The 13,299-nt window shown below is 74.2% G+C and carries 10 protein-coding genes; 5 read left to right on the top strand and 5 right to left on the bottom strand.

Features of this window, described 5'->3' with window-relative positions; all coding sequences use genetic code 11:
* Nucleotides 1–60: 60 nt before the first annotated feature.
* Together ACIO5E_RS09890 and ACIO5E_RS09885 are read right to left on the bottom strand one after the other, a co-directional pair.
* The gene (locus tag ACIO5E_RS09890) at nt 61–1,434 is read right to left on the bottom strand and encodes a DUF6271 family protein (RefSeq protein ID WP_400665560.1); all 1,374 of its coding nucleotides are present in this window, start codon (nt 1,432–1,434) and stop codon (nt 61–63) included.
* Complete coding sequence (locus ACIO5E_RS09885; RefSeq protein ID WP_400665558.1) at nt 1,416–2,510, bottom strand: phytanoyl-CoA dioxygenase family protein; 1,095 nt, start codon at nt 2,508–2,510, stop codon at nt 1,416–1,418. Before ACIO5E_RS09885 ends, ACIO5E_RS09890 begins: the two co-directional genes overlap by 19 nt.
* Nucleotides 2,511–2,984: 474 nt before the next feature.
* Here ACIO5E_RS09885 and ACIO5E_RS09880 point away from each other — a divergent pair, with 474 nt between their 5' ends.
* Nucleotides 2,985–4,934, top strand: a complete 1,950-nt coding sequence (locus ACIO5E_RS09880) for an FUSC family protein (RefSeq protein ID WP_400665556.1) — start codon at nt 2,985–2,987, stop codon at nt 4,932–4,934.
* Nucleotides 4,935–5,064: 130 nt separating this feature from the next.
* On the opposite strand, the gene ACIO5E_RS09875 is transcribed toward ACIO5E_RS09880, so the two are convergent.
* Complete coding sequence (locus ACIO5E_RS09875; protein ID WP_400665554.1) at nt 5,065–6,492, bottom strand: amidase; 1,428 nt, start codon at nt 6,490–6,492, stop codon at nt 5,065–5,067.
* A 256-nt stretch (nt 6,493–6,748) separates the two neighbouring features.
* Between ACIO5E_RS09875 and ACIO5E_RS09870 the strand changes: the two genes are divergently transcribed.
* Nucleotides 6,749–8,080 carry a cytochrome P450 gene (locus ACIO5E_RS09870; protein ID WP_400665552.1) on the top strand — a complete coding sequence of 444 codons (1,332 nt, stop codon included), beginning with the start codon at nt 6,749–6,751 and terminating at the stop codon, nt 8,078–8,080.
* Nucleotides 8,081–8,275: 195 nt separating this feature from the next.
* Here ACIO5E_RS09870 and ACIO5E_RS09865 read toward each other — a convergent pair whose 3' ends face one another.
* Both ACIO5E_RS09865 and ACIO5E_RS09860 read right to left on the bottom strand, forming a co-directional pair.
* Nucleotides 8,276–8,857 (bottom strand): DUF421 domain-containing protein, encoded by a 582-nt coding sequence (locus ACIO5E_RS09865; RefSeq protein WP_400665550.1) that lies wholly within the window; start codon nt 8,855–8,857, stop codon nt 8,276–8,278.
* Between the two features lie 108 nt (nt 8,858–8,965).
* A complete protein-coding gene (locus ACIO5E_RS09860) occupies nt 8,966–9,751 on the bottom strand; it encodes a LysR family substrate-binding domain-containing protein (RefSeq protein ID WP_400666240.1) in 786 nt (261 codons plus the stop codon).
* 67 nt (nt 9,752–9,818) lie between these two features.
* Here ACIO5E_RS09860 and ACIO5E_RS09855 point away from each other — a divergent pair, with 67 nt between their 5' ends.
* The 3 genes from ACIO5E_RS09855 (at nt 9,819) to ACIO5E_RS09845 (ending at nt 13,163) form a co-directional block, all read left to right on the top strand.
* Complete coding sequence (locus tag ACIO5E_RS09855; protein ID WP_400665548.1) at nt 9,819–10,238, top strand: DUF5997 family protein; 420 nt, start codon at nt 9,819–9,821, stop codon at nt 10,236–10,238.
* Between the two features lie 112 nt (nt 10,239–10,350).
* Nucleotides 10,351–11,274 (top strand): SDR family oxidoreductase, encoded by a 924-nt coding sequence (locus ACIO5E_RS09850; protein WP_400665546.1) that lies wholly within the window; start codon nt 10,351–10,353, stop codon nt 11,272–11,274.
* 170 nt (nt 11,275–11,444) lie between these two features.
* Complete coding sequence (locus ACIO5E_RS09845; protein ID WP_400665544.1) at nt 11,445–13,163, top strand: DUF885 domain-containing protein; 1,719 nt, start codon at nt 11,445–11,447, stop codon at nt 13,161–13,163.
* Nucleotides 13,164–13,299: the final 136 nt, after the last annotated feature.

Below are 13,299 nucleotides of genomic sequence, written 5' to 3'. Positions count from 1 at the left end.
GTGGTGCGCCGGGGCGCGGTGGGCGGTGGTCTGACGTATCACGAATGGCTCCCGGTGCGGCTACCGCGGCAGCCGGTCGGCGGGGGTGGCCTTGCTCGCCCGCATGAGCGGGCCCCACGCGTCGATCAGCAGCGCGAAGTCCTCGATGTCCGCCTGCGCCTCGTCGAGCAGACGCGCCCGCAGGGGCGCCAGTTGGTCGGCGAACTCGGCGTACTTCCCGCCGAGTTGCCGGTAGCAGTGGTCCAGTGCGGCGAGCCGCCGGTGGTTCTCCGCACGGTCCGTCGCGGCGCTGCGGCGGGCCGAGTCGGCGATGACGTCGGGGCGGACGTGGTGCGCCTCGTCGAGGAGGGCACCGCCGGCCGCCTCCATCTCGAAGTAGACCGGGTACAGGTAGAGCATGGAGAGCAGGAACTTGGCGTAGCGCAGCTGGTAGGCGGTGAAGCCGGGGCCGGTACGCCGTTCCGGGGTGTAGTAGTTGACGATGTGGCGGTTGTGCACCACGCCGGGCAGGGTGGCGTCGCGGACGAGGTGCAGCAGGAAGTAGTCGCTGCCGATGGTGGCGGTGGCGGGCGGCAGCGGGACGCGGTCGTAGACCTCGTGGTCCAGCGCGACGTTGCACATGTCGATCCGCCAGATGTCGGGCAGGTCGAGCACGGCCCGGTCGGCGGTGAACGGGTCGGTGCCGCCGCCGGTGAAGGACTCGGCGACGAGCTCGCGCCGGTCCTCCTCACTGGCGCCGGTGGGCGCCCAGAGGGCGACGACCCGGTGGTAGACGTCCGGGTCGAGTGCGCGGATCTCGCCGATGTCGACGGAGAGTTCACCGACGAAGGAGCCGCCGACCAGGGCGACGGGCTTGTCGGCGTGCACCGGGTCGAGGGTGTCCTCGGTGACGGCGGCGGCCGCGTCGGCGGCCTTGAGCCCGAGCGTGGCGAGCTCGTGCTCGATCGGGAACACCGTCTCGCCGTCGAGGAGTTGGTAGGCGCTGTCGGAGTCGCGGCGGTGCACGGAGTCGCAGCCGAGCGCGCCGGCCAGCAGGAACGCCCGGTTGGTGCAGGCGCCGTAGGAGACGGCGTCGGGGAGCATCAGGTCGAGCAGCTTGTCGGGCTCGGCGGCCCCGGAGCGCTCGATCACGTCGCGCAGGAAGGTGCGCTGGACGGCCTCGTCGAGGTGGTGGACGACCACCTCCCCGACGGCCGTCCGCCCGGGGTCCACCTGCCCCGCGTCCAGCCGCCCGGCGGCGGGCAGGGTCACCGCGGGCAGGGCGGCGACGGCCTCGGCGTGCCGCTCGAAGGTGGCGGGATCGGCGGAGTCCAGGATCAGCAGGTGCACCCGGACGCCGAACCGCCGTGCGGCGTAGGCGGCTTCGGCGCCGATCGCGGCGATGGTGGCCGCGCACTCGCGATTGGTGGGCAGGGTCAGGCAGACGGCGCGCATGCCGGCTCCCCCGTGGACTCGGCGGGCGTGTGGTCGGCGGGCGTGTGGTCCGCGAACTCCCGGCCGCCCCAGGAGCGCAGGCCGAGCAACTTCTCGCCGAGCTCGGTGAGTTCGGCGGGCCCGTAGCGCAGCGACTCGTGGCGGGTCGCGTCGCCGACCAGCGTGCGGTTCCAGTCCGGGGTGGCGAGGGTGCGCCAGGACTCCACCCGGGAGCGGCGCATCTGCTCGGCCTCCTCCAGCGCGGGCATCATCGACAGGTACTGCACGGCGCGCACGCCGTTCTCGGAGGTGTTGCGGGCGACGCCGTGGGCGAGCAGGCCGTTCCAGATCAGCAGGTCGCCGGCCTTCAACTCGGGCCGCACCACCGGGAACTCGGCGCGGTCGACGTCCGGGCGGATCGGGTCGCGGTCGGCCGGCTGGGCGGCCTGCCACTCGTTGAAGCGGCGGAACAGCTCCGGGTTGCACTGGAAGCCGCCGTGGTCGGGGTGGGTGTCGTCGAGCGCGATGATGCCCTGGACGCGCTGGGGCAGCATGCCCTGGACGGTGTCGACGTCCCAGTGCAGTTCGATGTCGAAGCCCTTGTCGGTGGGCTCGATGAGCGCGCGGTCGCGGTTGCGGATGTTCGGCGGGTTGAGGTTGAGCCGGTCGAGGGTGACCCAGAGCTCCTCGCAGTCCCAGACGTCGACGAAGGCGTCGTAGACCCGCCGGGCCTGCCGGCTGTCCCAGATCAGCTGGTGGTGGTAGGCCTCGACGAAGCCGTAGATGTGCAGGTGCTGGTCGAGTTCGTCGCGGTAGTCGCGCTCGCGGTACCAGTCCTCGGGGTGGTCGGGCGACAGGCCCTGGAAGTCCCAGGCGAAGTCGAGCAGGCGGCGCGCGGCCTCGGCCGGGACGGCCTCCTTGACCACGATGTAGCCGTAGGTCTGCCAGAAGGCGTAGTCCTCCTCGGAGAGCACCCGCAGCGGGCGTGTCTTGCGGACCTCGCGCAGTGCCGTCCGCGCGAGGTAGCTCTCCCCGTCCTCGCTGAAGTAGGGGCGCTCCGAGGCGGCTCGGTGCAGATATCCGTCAGGGCTCGGCATGGGCAGTCACTCCATGGTTCGTAGTCGGCGCAGCGCTTCCTGGACGCACAAAGCGGACACGGCGAGCCGATGTCCCGTCACTCGCCGCATGTGGAATTCGGCCCGCGGACCGCACGCTGGTCCGCATACGCTCCGTCCCGCCCGGACCCCGCCCACGGGGTTCCGCCACGTCAGAGGGCCAACTCGCCCGTCCGGCAAGGACTCTCACCCTGCCTCAGCCTTTGCCGAACCGCGCTCCTCATACGTTGGACTAGACCAACTAATGGTGTCAACCCTCGACGGCCGGTTACCAATAGGGAAATCCGTGCAGTTCAGGCGCCCCTTGGGGTTCGCTTTATGTTTCGGAGGCTGACATAACCGCCCTGGTATGTTTCGGGAATTGACATAAACCCGACGTGAACCGGAACGGCCTCCCGCCCGTTGCACCCCGCCGTCAGGCGGGCCGCGCTCCGGGGCGGGTCGTACGTTGGCCCTATGGCACGCCGCCCCGGAGCCGTCCGGCTCGCCCCGCCCAGCTGGCTGACCGAGAGCCTGCGGCCCAAGGCCGCGCCGATCCCGTGGGCGGCGGTGGCCCGGGCCTCGGTGGCGCTCGCCGCGCCGCTCGCCGTCGGCACCGCCACCGGGCGGCCCGGGTACGGCGCGCTGGTGTCGATGGGCGCACTGTCCGGGGTCATCGGGGACACCGCGGACGCGTACCGGATGCGGGTGTTCAACATCGCCGTGCCGCAGCTGTTCGGCGCGCTCGGGATCCTGCTCGGCACCCTCGTGTACGGAGCCGGCTGGACGGCCGTCGCCGTGCTGACCGCCGTCGCCCTGGTCTCCGGCATGATCTCCTCGATCGGCGCGGTCGCCTCGGTGTCCGGACTGCTCCTGCTCCTCAACGCGGTCGTCGGCGCCGGCCTGCGGCTGCCCTCCCCCTGGTGGCTGCCGTCCTGCCTGCTGCTGCTCGGCGGCCTGGTGGTGCTCGGCCTCACCCTGCTCGCCTGGCCGCTGCGCGGCGGGACGCCGGAACGCTCCGCAGTGGCCGGCACCTACCGGGCGGTCGCCGCCTTCCTGGAGGCCACCGGCACCCCCGGGTACGACGGCGAGCGGCAGGCGCTCACCCGGTCGCTGAACCAGTCCTACGACCTCCTGCTCGCCCGCCGCACCCGCCGGCACGGCCGCTCCCCCGCCCTGGTGCGGCTGCTCGCCCAGCTCAACGCCGTCGTCCCGGTGGTGGAGGCCACCTCGGCGGCGCAGCTGCGCCCGCGCGAGTGCGGCCCGCTGCCGCCCGCCTACCCCGCTGCGGTGCGCGAACTCGCCGAGGCCGTCGGGCAGGGACGCACCGGGCCGGCCCCGCCGCCCTGGCTGCCCGACCCGGCCGGGCCGTCCACCCGTGCCCTGGTGGAGGCGATCGGCCACGCCTGGGCCGTCGCGCACGAGGCCGCGCCGGACCCGTACACCACCGCCGACCGGCTCGGCCGGCCCGCCGCACTGCAGGTCCGCGCCCGCCGGGCCGCCCACGCGCTGCTGCTGTCCGGCGCGTCCTGGCGCTACGGGCTGCGGCTGGCGCTGTGCATCGGCGCCGCCCAGATCCTGGTGTCGGTGATCGCGGTGCCCCGCTCGTACTGGGTGTCGCTCACCGTCACCTTCGTGATGAAGCCCGACTTCGGCTCGGTGTTCTCCCGGGCGGTACTGCGCGCGCTCGGCACCGCCGCCGGGCTGCTGATCGCCGCCCCCGTGCTGGCCGAGGTGCCGCACGGCTGGTGGGACGTACCGGTGATGGCGGCGCTGGCGACGCTCGTCCCGGCGCTGTCGGCGAAGGGGTACGCGTTCCAGACCGCGGCCATCACCCCGGTGATCCTGCTGCTCTCAGACCTGCTCAACCACCAGGGCTTCCACCTGGTGCTGCCCCGGCTGTACGACTCGCTGATCGGCTGCGGCATCTCGCTGCTGGCCGGCTACCTGCTGTGGCCGGAGTCCTGGCACACCCGGATCGGGGAACGGCTGGCCGACGCCGTCGCGGACACCGCCACGTACGTCTCGCTGGCCTTCACCACCGGGCCCGGCATCGACCAGCCGGCCCGTGCCCGGTGCCGGCGGCGGCTCTACCGGGACCTGTCCGCCGTGCGCAGCGAGTTCCAGCGAGCGCTCACCGAGCCGCCACCGGTGGGGGCCCGGGCCGAGGCCTGGTGGCCGCTGGTGATCGCGGTCGAGCGGATCGTGGACACCACGACCGCCACCCGGGTCCGGGTGGAGCACGGCGCGCCGGCGCCGTCCCCGGCCGAGGTCGGTGCCCTGACCCGGGAGCTGACCGACCTGGCCGACGCGCTGCGCAGCCGCGGGCCGCTGCCCGAGGCCGGGCCGGACGGCGTCTCCCCCGACTGCGCGCTGGCCCGGCTGCACCACGAGGTGCGGGCGGCGCGGGCGGTGGTGTCGGGCTGAGGGCCGCCCTGGACCCCCGCCGGTCCCGGGCCCGATCAGTCCCGGGCCCGATCAGTCCCGGACCCGATCAGTCCCGGACCCGGTCAGTCCTGGATCCCGCCGGTCCCAGCCCGATCGGTCCCGGAGACGGTCAGTCCTGGATCCGCCGCCAGGGCCGGTCCGCCTCCAGCTCGAAGGCCAGCTCCAGCAGCAGCCGCTCCTGCCCGTGCGCGGCCGAGAGGTGGACGCCGATCGGCAGGCCGCTCGGCGCGGCGCCGGTGGGCAGGGCGATGCCGGGCCCGCCGGTCACGTTGTTGACCGGAGTGAAGGCCACGTAGCGCCGCAGCCGCTCGATCAGCTCGTCGAAGGCCACGTTGGGGCTCAGGTGGCCGATCGGCGGGGCGGTGTGGGCGAGCACCGGGGAGAGGATCACGTCGTGAGTGCGGAACACGCCCGCGTACGCGGCCTCGGCGCCGCGCAGCCGGCGCAGGACGGCCGGGGTGCGCAGGAACTCCCGCTGGTACAGCCGCCGCAGCCCGGTGGTCAGGCCGTCCAGCCGGTTGATCCGGAAGCTGCGGTCCAGCATCAGCCGGCCACTGAGCGCGATGGCGAGGGCGATGTAGCCCCAGTACAGGACGAAGTCGCGGGAGAACTCCTCGCCGAACGGCAGGGTGGTCTCCTCGACGTGGTGGCCGAGCGCCGCCAGCCGGGCGGCGGTCTCCACCACGGCCGCACGGGTGGGTTCGTCGGTGGTGGCCGTCGGCGAGTCCGTCACCAGTCCGATCCGCAGCCTGCGCCGCCCCGGGCCCTCGACCAGGCCGAGCGGGGGCAGCCGAGGGTTGCGGTGGTGGCGCTCGGCGGCGGCGAAGAAGGCGGCGGTGTCGCGGACCGAGCGGGTCAGCACGCCGTCGGTGACGAGGTCGATCGGCAGCTTGCCGCCCTGGGCGTTGGAGACCAGGCGGCCCCGGGTGGGCTTGAGGCCGACCAGCCCGCAACAGGCCGCCGGGATGCGGATCGACCCGCCGCCGTCGTTGGCGTGCGCGATCGGCACCACTCCGGCGGCCACCAGTGCGGCGGAGCCGCCGGAGGAGGCGCCGGCCGAGTGCGAGGGCTTCCAGGGGTTGCGCACCGGCTGGGCGGTGGCGAACTCGGTGGAGGCGTTGAGGCCGAACTCGGGCAGCCGGGTCTTGCCGAGGACGGCCAGGCCGGTGGCGAGGAACTGGTCGGTGAAGCGGGCGTTGCGCCGGGCCGGGCGGGCCCGGAAGGCCTCGCTGCCCATGGTGGTCGGCAGCCCGCGCAGGTCGACGTTGTCCTTGAGGAAGGTGGGGACGCCGTACAGCGGGCCGTCGGCGCCGCCCGGGCCGAGCCGCGGCCGGTCGTAGGAGGCGTGGGCGACGGGAGTGAGCGTCCCGTCGATCCGGGCGGCGCGCGCGGCGGCGGCCGCGGCCAGTTCCGCGGGGGCCACCTCTCCGGCGCGGACGAGGGCGGCCAGCGCCACGGCGTCGTGCTCGCCGAGTGCGTCGTCGGTGAAGCCGTGGGCCCGCTCGTCGGCGACACCGTGGGCCCGCTCGTCGGTCATCCGAACTCCCCATTCCCTACTGACCGGTAGTCTCGCAAGAGCTTCGCAGTGTAGGGGCGGGGCGGCGCCCGGGGATACCCCCTGTCGCCCCGGAAACCCACCCGCGGACCCCGGACTCCGACGGCGCACGGGCGTTCGGCCTGCGCCCCCGCGTTCACCCCGCCCGCCGGTCGCAGATCGTTTCGCCGACGGCCTCCGGGAAAGATCGGGAGCGCGAACCATTCCCGGTCCTCCCCTCCACCCCAAGGTGACGCCCGTGCCCACCCAGTACACCTCGGCCACCGCCCCCGGCGCCCTCCCCCTGCTCGGCCACGCCCCTGCCTTCCTCCACCGCCCGCTCGCCTTCGTCGCCGGACTGCCCGCCCACGGCGACCTGGTCCGGCTGCGGCTCGGCCCGCTGGACGCGTACGTCGCCTGCCACCCCGAGCTGGTCCGCCGACTGCTCACCGAGGACCGCACCTACGACAAGGGCGGGATCGTCCTCGACAAGGCCCGCGAGGTCTTCGGCGACGGCCTGGCCACCTGCCCCGCCGCCGCGCACCGGCGCCAACGCCGGATGCTGCAGCCCGCGTTCCACCGCGACCGGCTGCCCGGCTACGCCGCGCTGATGGCCGAGGAGATCGCCGGCACCACCGCCACCTGGCGCGACGGCGACGTGGTCGACGTCCCCGCCGCGATGTACCGCCTCACCACCGCGGTGACGGCCCGCTGCCTGTTCGCCGCCCACGAGCGGGCCGGGTCTCTTCCCGTCCACGCCAGCATGGACACCATCGCCCGCGGCGTCGGCCGGCGCGTCATGCTGCCGCTGCCCGGCACCGACCGCGTCCCCACCCCGGAGAACCGCCGCTTCCGCCGCGCCCGGCAGGACCTGCAGGAGATCACCCGGCGGCTGATCGCCGACTACCGCGCCGCCGGCACCGACCACCACGACCTGCTGTCCATGCTGCTCAGCGCCCGCGACGAGGACGGGCAGGGGCTCTCCGACGCCGAGATCCACGACCAGGTGGTCACCTTCCTGCTCGCCGGCACGGAGGCCACCGCCGCCACCCTCGCCTGGGCCTGGACCCTGCTCGCCACCCACCCGGCCATCCGCGACCGCTTGCACAGCGAACTGGACACCGTGCTCGACGGCCGCCCCGCCCACCACGAGGACCTGCCCGCGCTGCCACTCACCGCCCGCGTGGTCGCCGAGACGCTGCGGCTCTACCCTCCGTCCTGGATCCTCAGCCGCACCGTCGCCGCCGACGCCGAACTCGGCGGCCACCGCGTCCCGGCCGGCGCCACCATCCTGTACAGCCCCTACCTGCTGCACCGCCGGGCCGACGTGTTCACCTGCCCCGACCGCTTCGACCCGGACCGCTGGCTCACCACCGCCCGCCCCGTGCCCGGCACCTACGCCCCCTTCGGCCTCGGCGCCCGCCGCTGCATCGGCGACGCCTTCGGCACCACCGAGGCCGTCCTCGCCATCGCCACCATCGCCGCCCGCTGGACCGTCGTCCCCACTCCCGGCCGCCGGATCCGCCCGGCCCGCAGCGCCTCGCTGTCCCCGCGCCCCTTCACGGCCACCCTCACCCGCCGGGCGCGCTGACACTCCGGGCGTACGTCCCGACGTCCGGGAACACCCGCCGCACGACGCACTGCCGCGCCGGCGTCACCGGCGCCGGCAGCGGCACCAACTGTCCGTAGCCCGGCAGGAATTCACGTTCGGTCACGGCCGGCGCCGTCCCGGCCGCCGGGCCGGAGGCAGCCGTTCCGATCCCGGGCCCCTGGGCTGCCGCCCGGGTCAGCGGTCCTCGGACCGGTCGGCCGCCAGTGTGGTGAGCAGGCGCTCGATGGTGTCCAGCCGACGCCGCAGGTCCTCCACGTCGCCGCGGGTGGCGCCCTGCTCGTCGGGCTTGAGGGTGATCACCAGCTGACCGTCGGGCTCCAAGCGGCCGACCGCGACGTCGCGGATGGTGTCGCCGTTCTGGACGCGGACGGCGTGCTCGATCTCGGAGGCCCGCAGCGCCAGCCCGCGCAGCGCGCCCGGGACCAGCGCGCCGTCGCGCACCACGGTGGTCGGCGTGCCCTCCAACAACCGTGCGGCCCGCGGGTCGTGGGCCAGCCAGCGGGTGACGGCGGAGTTCACCGCGATCAGCGTGACCGCGCCGATGGCACCGCCGAGCAGGCTGTTGTCATTGCCGATGATCGCGTTCTGCACCACGTTGGACAGCAGGAAGACGACCACCATGTCGAAGGTGTTCAACCCCGCCAACCCGCGCTTGCCCGCGACCCGGAACAGCAGCAGGATCAACGCGTAGACCGCGATCGTCCGGAGGATCTTCTCCACGATCGGAATCTGGACGATCACCAGGTCGTGCCACATGGCCCGCTCCTTCAACCCCTCGACGGATGGGGCGGGCAGCGCCCGGAGCCCGACGGTACGCGCCCCGCCGGGCTCCGGCCAGCACCTGGGCCCTACGAGATCCGGGCCCTACGAACGGCGCTTCGGCTTGCCGCGCTTGGGGGTGGCCGAGCCCCGGCCGCCCGCCGAGGGCCTCGGCTTGCCCTTCTGCGGACCGCCCTTCTGTGCGCCGGCCTTCTGTGCGCCGCCCTTCTGCGGCTGGGGCTTGCGTGGTGCGGCGGCCTTCTTCGGCTCCTCCGCCGGCTGGGCACCGCGCCCGCGCGAGCTGTTGACCGTACGGCCCCGGACGATGCCGATGAACTCCTCCACCAGGTCCGTCGTGCGGTCCTGCGGCCAGGCCAGCGCCACCTGGGACTGCGGCGCCTCGGCGACCGGCCGGTAGGTGAGGTCCCGGCGGTGGTGCAGCCGGGCCAGCGACTGCGGCACCAGCAGCACGCCGACGTTGGCCGCGACCAGCTCGATCGCGTCGGCCGTGGTGGCCGGGCGCTCGATCGCCGGGCGCCCGGGCAGCCCGGCCGGCCAGCCGAGCGTGTCGTCGAGCGGGTGGAACACCACCTCCTCGGCGAGGTCGCCCAGCTCGGCCTCCTCGGCGGCGGCGAGGAAGTGGTCCTTGGGGAAGACCACGACGGTGGTCTCGGTGTAGAGCGGGATCGCGCTGAGCACGTCCCGGTCGACGGGCAGCCGGACCAGTCCGGCGTCCGCGGTGCCCTCGCGCAGGGCCGCCTCGCCGTCCTCGGCCGAGAGCGCGAGGAGGTCGAGCGGGACGTCCGGGAGCCGCTCGGCCCACACCCGGACCCATTTGCCGGGGGTCACGCCCGGGACGTACGCGAGCCGGAAGGACGGGTTCACCTGCATCTCTGTCACAGGGCAAGGCTACCGACCGTGACCGTAGGCGCCCGCGCACTCCCTTACCCTTGTCACCATGACATCGCTCAAGCAGAAGACCAGCCAGACCATGAAGCCGGCCACCGCCGCCAAGAAGCTGGGGATCTACCTCGACGCGGCGCCGACCGGCTTCCAGGAGGGTGTGGTCTCCCGCGAGGAGCTCAGCGCGCTTCAGGCCGACCCGCCGCAGTGGCTCCAGGACCTGCGCAAGAACGGCCCGCACCCGCGCCCGGTGGTCGCCGCCAAGCTCGGCATCTCCATCTCGGGCCTGGCCCGCGGCGGCGTGACCGAGGCGCTCACCACCGAGCAGATCGAGGCGATCAAGGCCGAGAACCCGCTCTGGCTGCAGCACGAGCGCGCCAACCAGGTGGACGTCCGCAAGGAGGCCGCCCGGATCAAGGACAAGCACGAGAAGGAGGCCGCCGCCCAGGCCGCCAAGGCTGCGAAGGCCGGCTGACCCCCGCGCCCGGCCGCCGTCCGGGCCCGATTGTCAGACCCCTGCGCAACGATGGTGCCGACGTCCGTGGAACGGGCGTCGGCATGGTCGTCGGCAGACAGGGAGGTCACGGATGGCACGGGTGGCAGGGGCACTGGACGGTCGGATCGCCCTGGTCGCGGGCGCGACCAGGGGCGCGGGGCGGGGCATCGCGGTCGAGCTGGGTGCCGCCGGGGCGACGGTGTACGTCACCGGGCGCAGCACCCGGGAGCGGCGCTCGGAGTACGACCGCCCGGAGACCATCGAGGACACCGCCGACCTGGTCACCGCCGCCGGCGGCCGGGGCATCGCGGTGCCGACGGACCACCTGGACCCGTCCCAGGTGGCCGCCCTGGTGCAGCAGATCGACGCCGAACAGGGCCGGCTGGACGTCCTGGTCAACGACATCTGGGGCGGCGAGAACCTGTTCGCCTGGAACGTCCCGGTCTGGGAGCACGACCTGGACGACGGCCTGCGGCTGCTGCGCCTCGCGGTGGAGACGCATGCCGTCACCAGCCACCACGCCCTCCCGCTGCTGCTGCGGCGCCCGGGCGGCCTGGTCGTCGAGATGACCGACGGCACCACCGAGTACAACGGCGCCACCTACCGGAACTCCTTCTTCTACGACCTCGCCAAGGCCTCCGTGCTGCGGATGGCCTTCTCCCTCGGCCACGAGCTGGGCCCCCGCGGCGCCACCGCCCTGGCGCTCACCCCCGGGTGGATGCGCTCCGAGATCATGCTGGAGCACTTCGGCGTCACCGAGGAGAACTGGCGCGACGCCGTGGCCCGGGAGCCGCACTTCGGCATCTCCGAGACGCCGTACTTCGTCGGCCGGGCGGTCGCCGCTCTCGCCGCCGACCCCGGGGTCTCCCGTTGGAACGGGCAGTCGCTGTCCAGCGGGCAGCTGGCCCGGGAGTACGGCTTCACCGACCGCGACGGCAGCCGGCCGGACTGCTGGCGCTACCTGGTCGAGGTGCAGGACGCGGGCAGGCCGGCCGCCCCGGCGGGCTACCGCTGACGGCGGGTCGGCGACGTGCCGCTGGGGGCAGGGGGGAACTCCTGCCCCAGCGCCGCGTATTGACCGCTCCGTGTATTGACCGCGTCGCCGCCGACTCCGAATAATCGGCGCAACCGGGGCGCCCCAGGGAACCCTCGTCACACTGACCACACCGGACCCGGGAGCGACCGATGACCGACCAGCCACACCAAGGCGAACCCACCGCGCCGGCCACACCCGCCGCATCCGCCACATCTTCCGCGCTCGCCGCACTCGCGACGGAGTTCTTCGCCGCCGAGAACACCTACGCCCCGTTCGACGCGACGCTCAGCGGGGTCGAGGGCTACGCCCACGAGGTGCCCGACCCGTCCCGCGGGGCCGCGCTGCGCCACCGGGAGGTACTGGCGGGCTTCGGGGCGCGGCTGGCAGCGCTGCCGGTGGACGCGCTGACCGGCGACGACAAGATCACCCACCGCGTGCTCGGGCGACTGATCGACAACGGCACCGGTCAGATCACCCACGGGCTGGCCGACTTCAGCGTCTCGGCGACCATCACCGCACCGCAGAACGAGGCCTTCACCTCCCTCACCATGACCGCCGTCGACCACGAGGGCGCCGACTCCTACCTGGAGCGCCTCGCCGGCCTGCCCGGCTACTTCGACGCCGTCCTGCAGCGCTTCCTGGACACCGCCGCCGCCGGCCGCCGGCCGCTGCGCAGCGGCGTCGACGCCGCCGTCACCCAGCTGGACGCCTACCTGGCCACCGGCCCCGCCGACGACCAGCTGCTGCGCCCGCTGCAGGGCCGCCCGGAGGCCGAGCGGGCCCGGGTGATCGTGCGCGACGGCGTCCGCCCGGCCGTGGCCCGCTACCGGGCCGGGCTGGCCCAGCGGCTGGCCGCGGACGCCCGGCCGGACGACGAGGCCGGGGTCTGCCACGTGCCCGGCGGCGTCGAGGGCTACGCCGACGCCGTGACCCGCTTCACCCGGCCCGGGCTCACCCCGGAGGAGGTCCACCGGATCGGCCTGGACGCCTTGGCGGTGCTGCGCGAGGAGCTCGCCGAGCTGGGCGGCAAGGTGCTCGGCATCACCGGCCCCGAGGCCGTGCTCGCCGCGCTGCGCGAGGACCGCACGCTGCGCTTCGACAGCGCCGGGGAGATCATCGCCCTGGTCGACGACGCGCTGGAGCGCGCCCGCCGCGCCTCGGCCGACTACTTCCGCAGCTACCCGATCGTCGACTGCGTGACCCGGGAGATCGACCCGATCGAGGCGGAGACCGCGCCGCTGGCCTACTACCAGCCGCCCGGCCCGGGCGGCCTGCCCGGCACCCACTGGATCAACACCCTGCGCCCGCAGACCCGGTTCCGGTACGAGTACGAGGCGATCGCCTTCCACGAGAGCGTGCCCGGCCACCACCTCCAGATCGCCGTCGCCCAGACGCTGCACCACCTGCCGGAGTTCCGGCGCCGGCCGAGCAGCCAGCTGACCGCCCACGTCGAGGGCTGGGGCCTGTACACCGAGCGGCTGGCGGACGAGATGGGGCTGTACAGCTCCGACCTCTCCCGTTTCGGCATGCTGTCGCTCGACGCGCTGCGGGCCGTGCGCCTGGTCGTGGACACCGGACTGCACCACTACGGCTGGTCGCGGGAGCGGGCGATCGCCTTCATGCGGGACAACACGGCCACCACCGAGGCCAACGTCCGCAACGAGATCGACCGCTACATCGCCTGGCCCGGCCAGGCCACCGCGTACCTGATCGGCCGCCGGGAGCTCGTCCGGCACCGCGAGCGCGCGCAGGCCGCGCTGGGCGGGCGGTTCGACATCCGGGAGTTCCACCACCAGCTGATCGGGCACGGCAGCCTGCCGCTGGGAGTGCTGGACGAGCTGGTCTCGGACTGGATCGCGGCGCAGTAGCCACCCCCGCAGTGCCGCGGGGGGGGGGGGGCGCGCCCCCCCCCCCCCCCGGGGGGCGGGGGGGGGGGGGGCGGCGGGGGGGGCCCCCCCCCCCCACCACCCCCGTTGGTCACCGGGGCAAAATGTTGGAGGACCA

The organism is Kitasatospora sp. NPDC087314 (genome assembly GCF_044744365.1).
In the GTDB taxonomy this organism is placed as follows: Bacteria; Actinomycetota; Actinomycetes; order Streptomycetales; family Streptomycetaceae; genus Kitasatospora.
The sequence above is the reverse complement of the archived record's forward strand: the minus strand, read 5'-3'. Positions and strand labels throughout refer to the sequence as shown.

What these genes read in the sequence shown, in the direction of transcription:
- ACIO5E_RS09890 (WP_400665560.1), bottom strand. Translation starts at nt 1,434, where the DNA reads ATGCGCGCCGTCTGCCTGACCCTGCCCACCAATCGCGAGTGCGCGGCC.
- ACIO5E_RS09885 (WP_400665558.1), bottom strand. Translation starts at nt 2,510, where the DNA reads ATGCCGAGCCCTGACGGATATCTGCACCGAGCCGCCTCGGAGCGCCCC.
- ACIO5E_RS09880 (WP_400665556.1), top strand. Translation starts at nt 2,985, where the DNA reads ATGGCACGCCGCCCCGGAGCCGTCCGGCTCGCCCCGCCCAGCTGGCTG.
- ACIO5E_RS09875 (WP_400665554.1), bottom strand. Translation starts at nt 6,492, where the DNA reads ATGACCGACGAGCGGGCCCACGGTGTCGCCGACGAGCGGGCCCACGGC.
- ACIO5E_RS09865 (WP_400665550.1), bottom strand. Translation starts at nt 8,857, where the DNA reads ATGTGGCACGACCTGGTGATCGTCCAGATTCCGATCGTGGAGAAGATC.
- ACIO5E_RS09860 (WP_400666240.1), bottom strand. Translation starts at nt 9,751, where the DNA reads ATGCAGGTGAACCCGTCCTTCCGGCTCGCGTACGTCCCGGGCGTGACC.
- ACIO5E_RS09855 (WP_400665548.1), top strand. Translation starts at nt 9,819, where the DNA reads ATGACATCGCTCAAGCAGAAGACCAGCCAGACCATGAAGCCGGCCACC.
- ACIO5E_RS09850 (WP_400665546.1), top strand. Translation starts at nt 10,351, where the DNA reads ATGGCACGGGTGGCAGGGGCACTGGACGGTCGGATCGCCCTGGTCGCG.
- ACIO5E_RS09845 (WP_400665544.1), top strand. Translation starts at nt 11,445, where the DNA reads ATGACCGACCAGCCACACCAAGGCGAACCCACCGCGCCGGCCACACCC.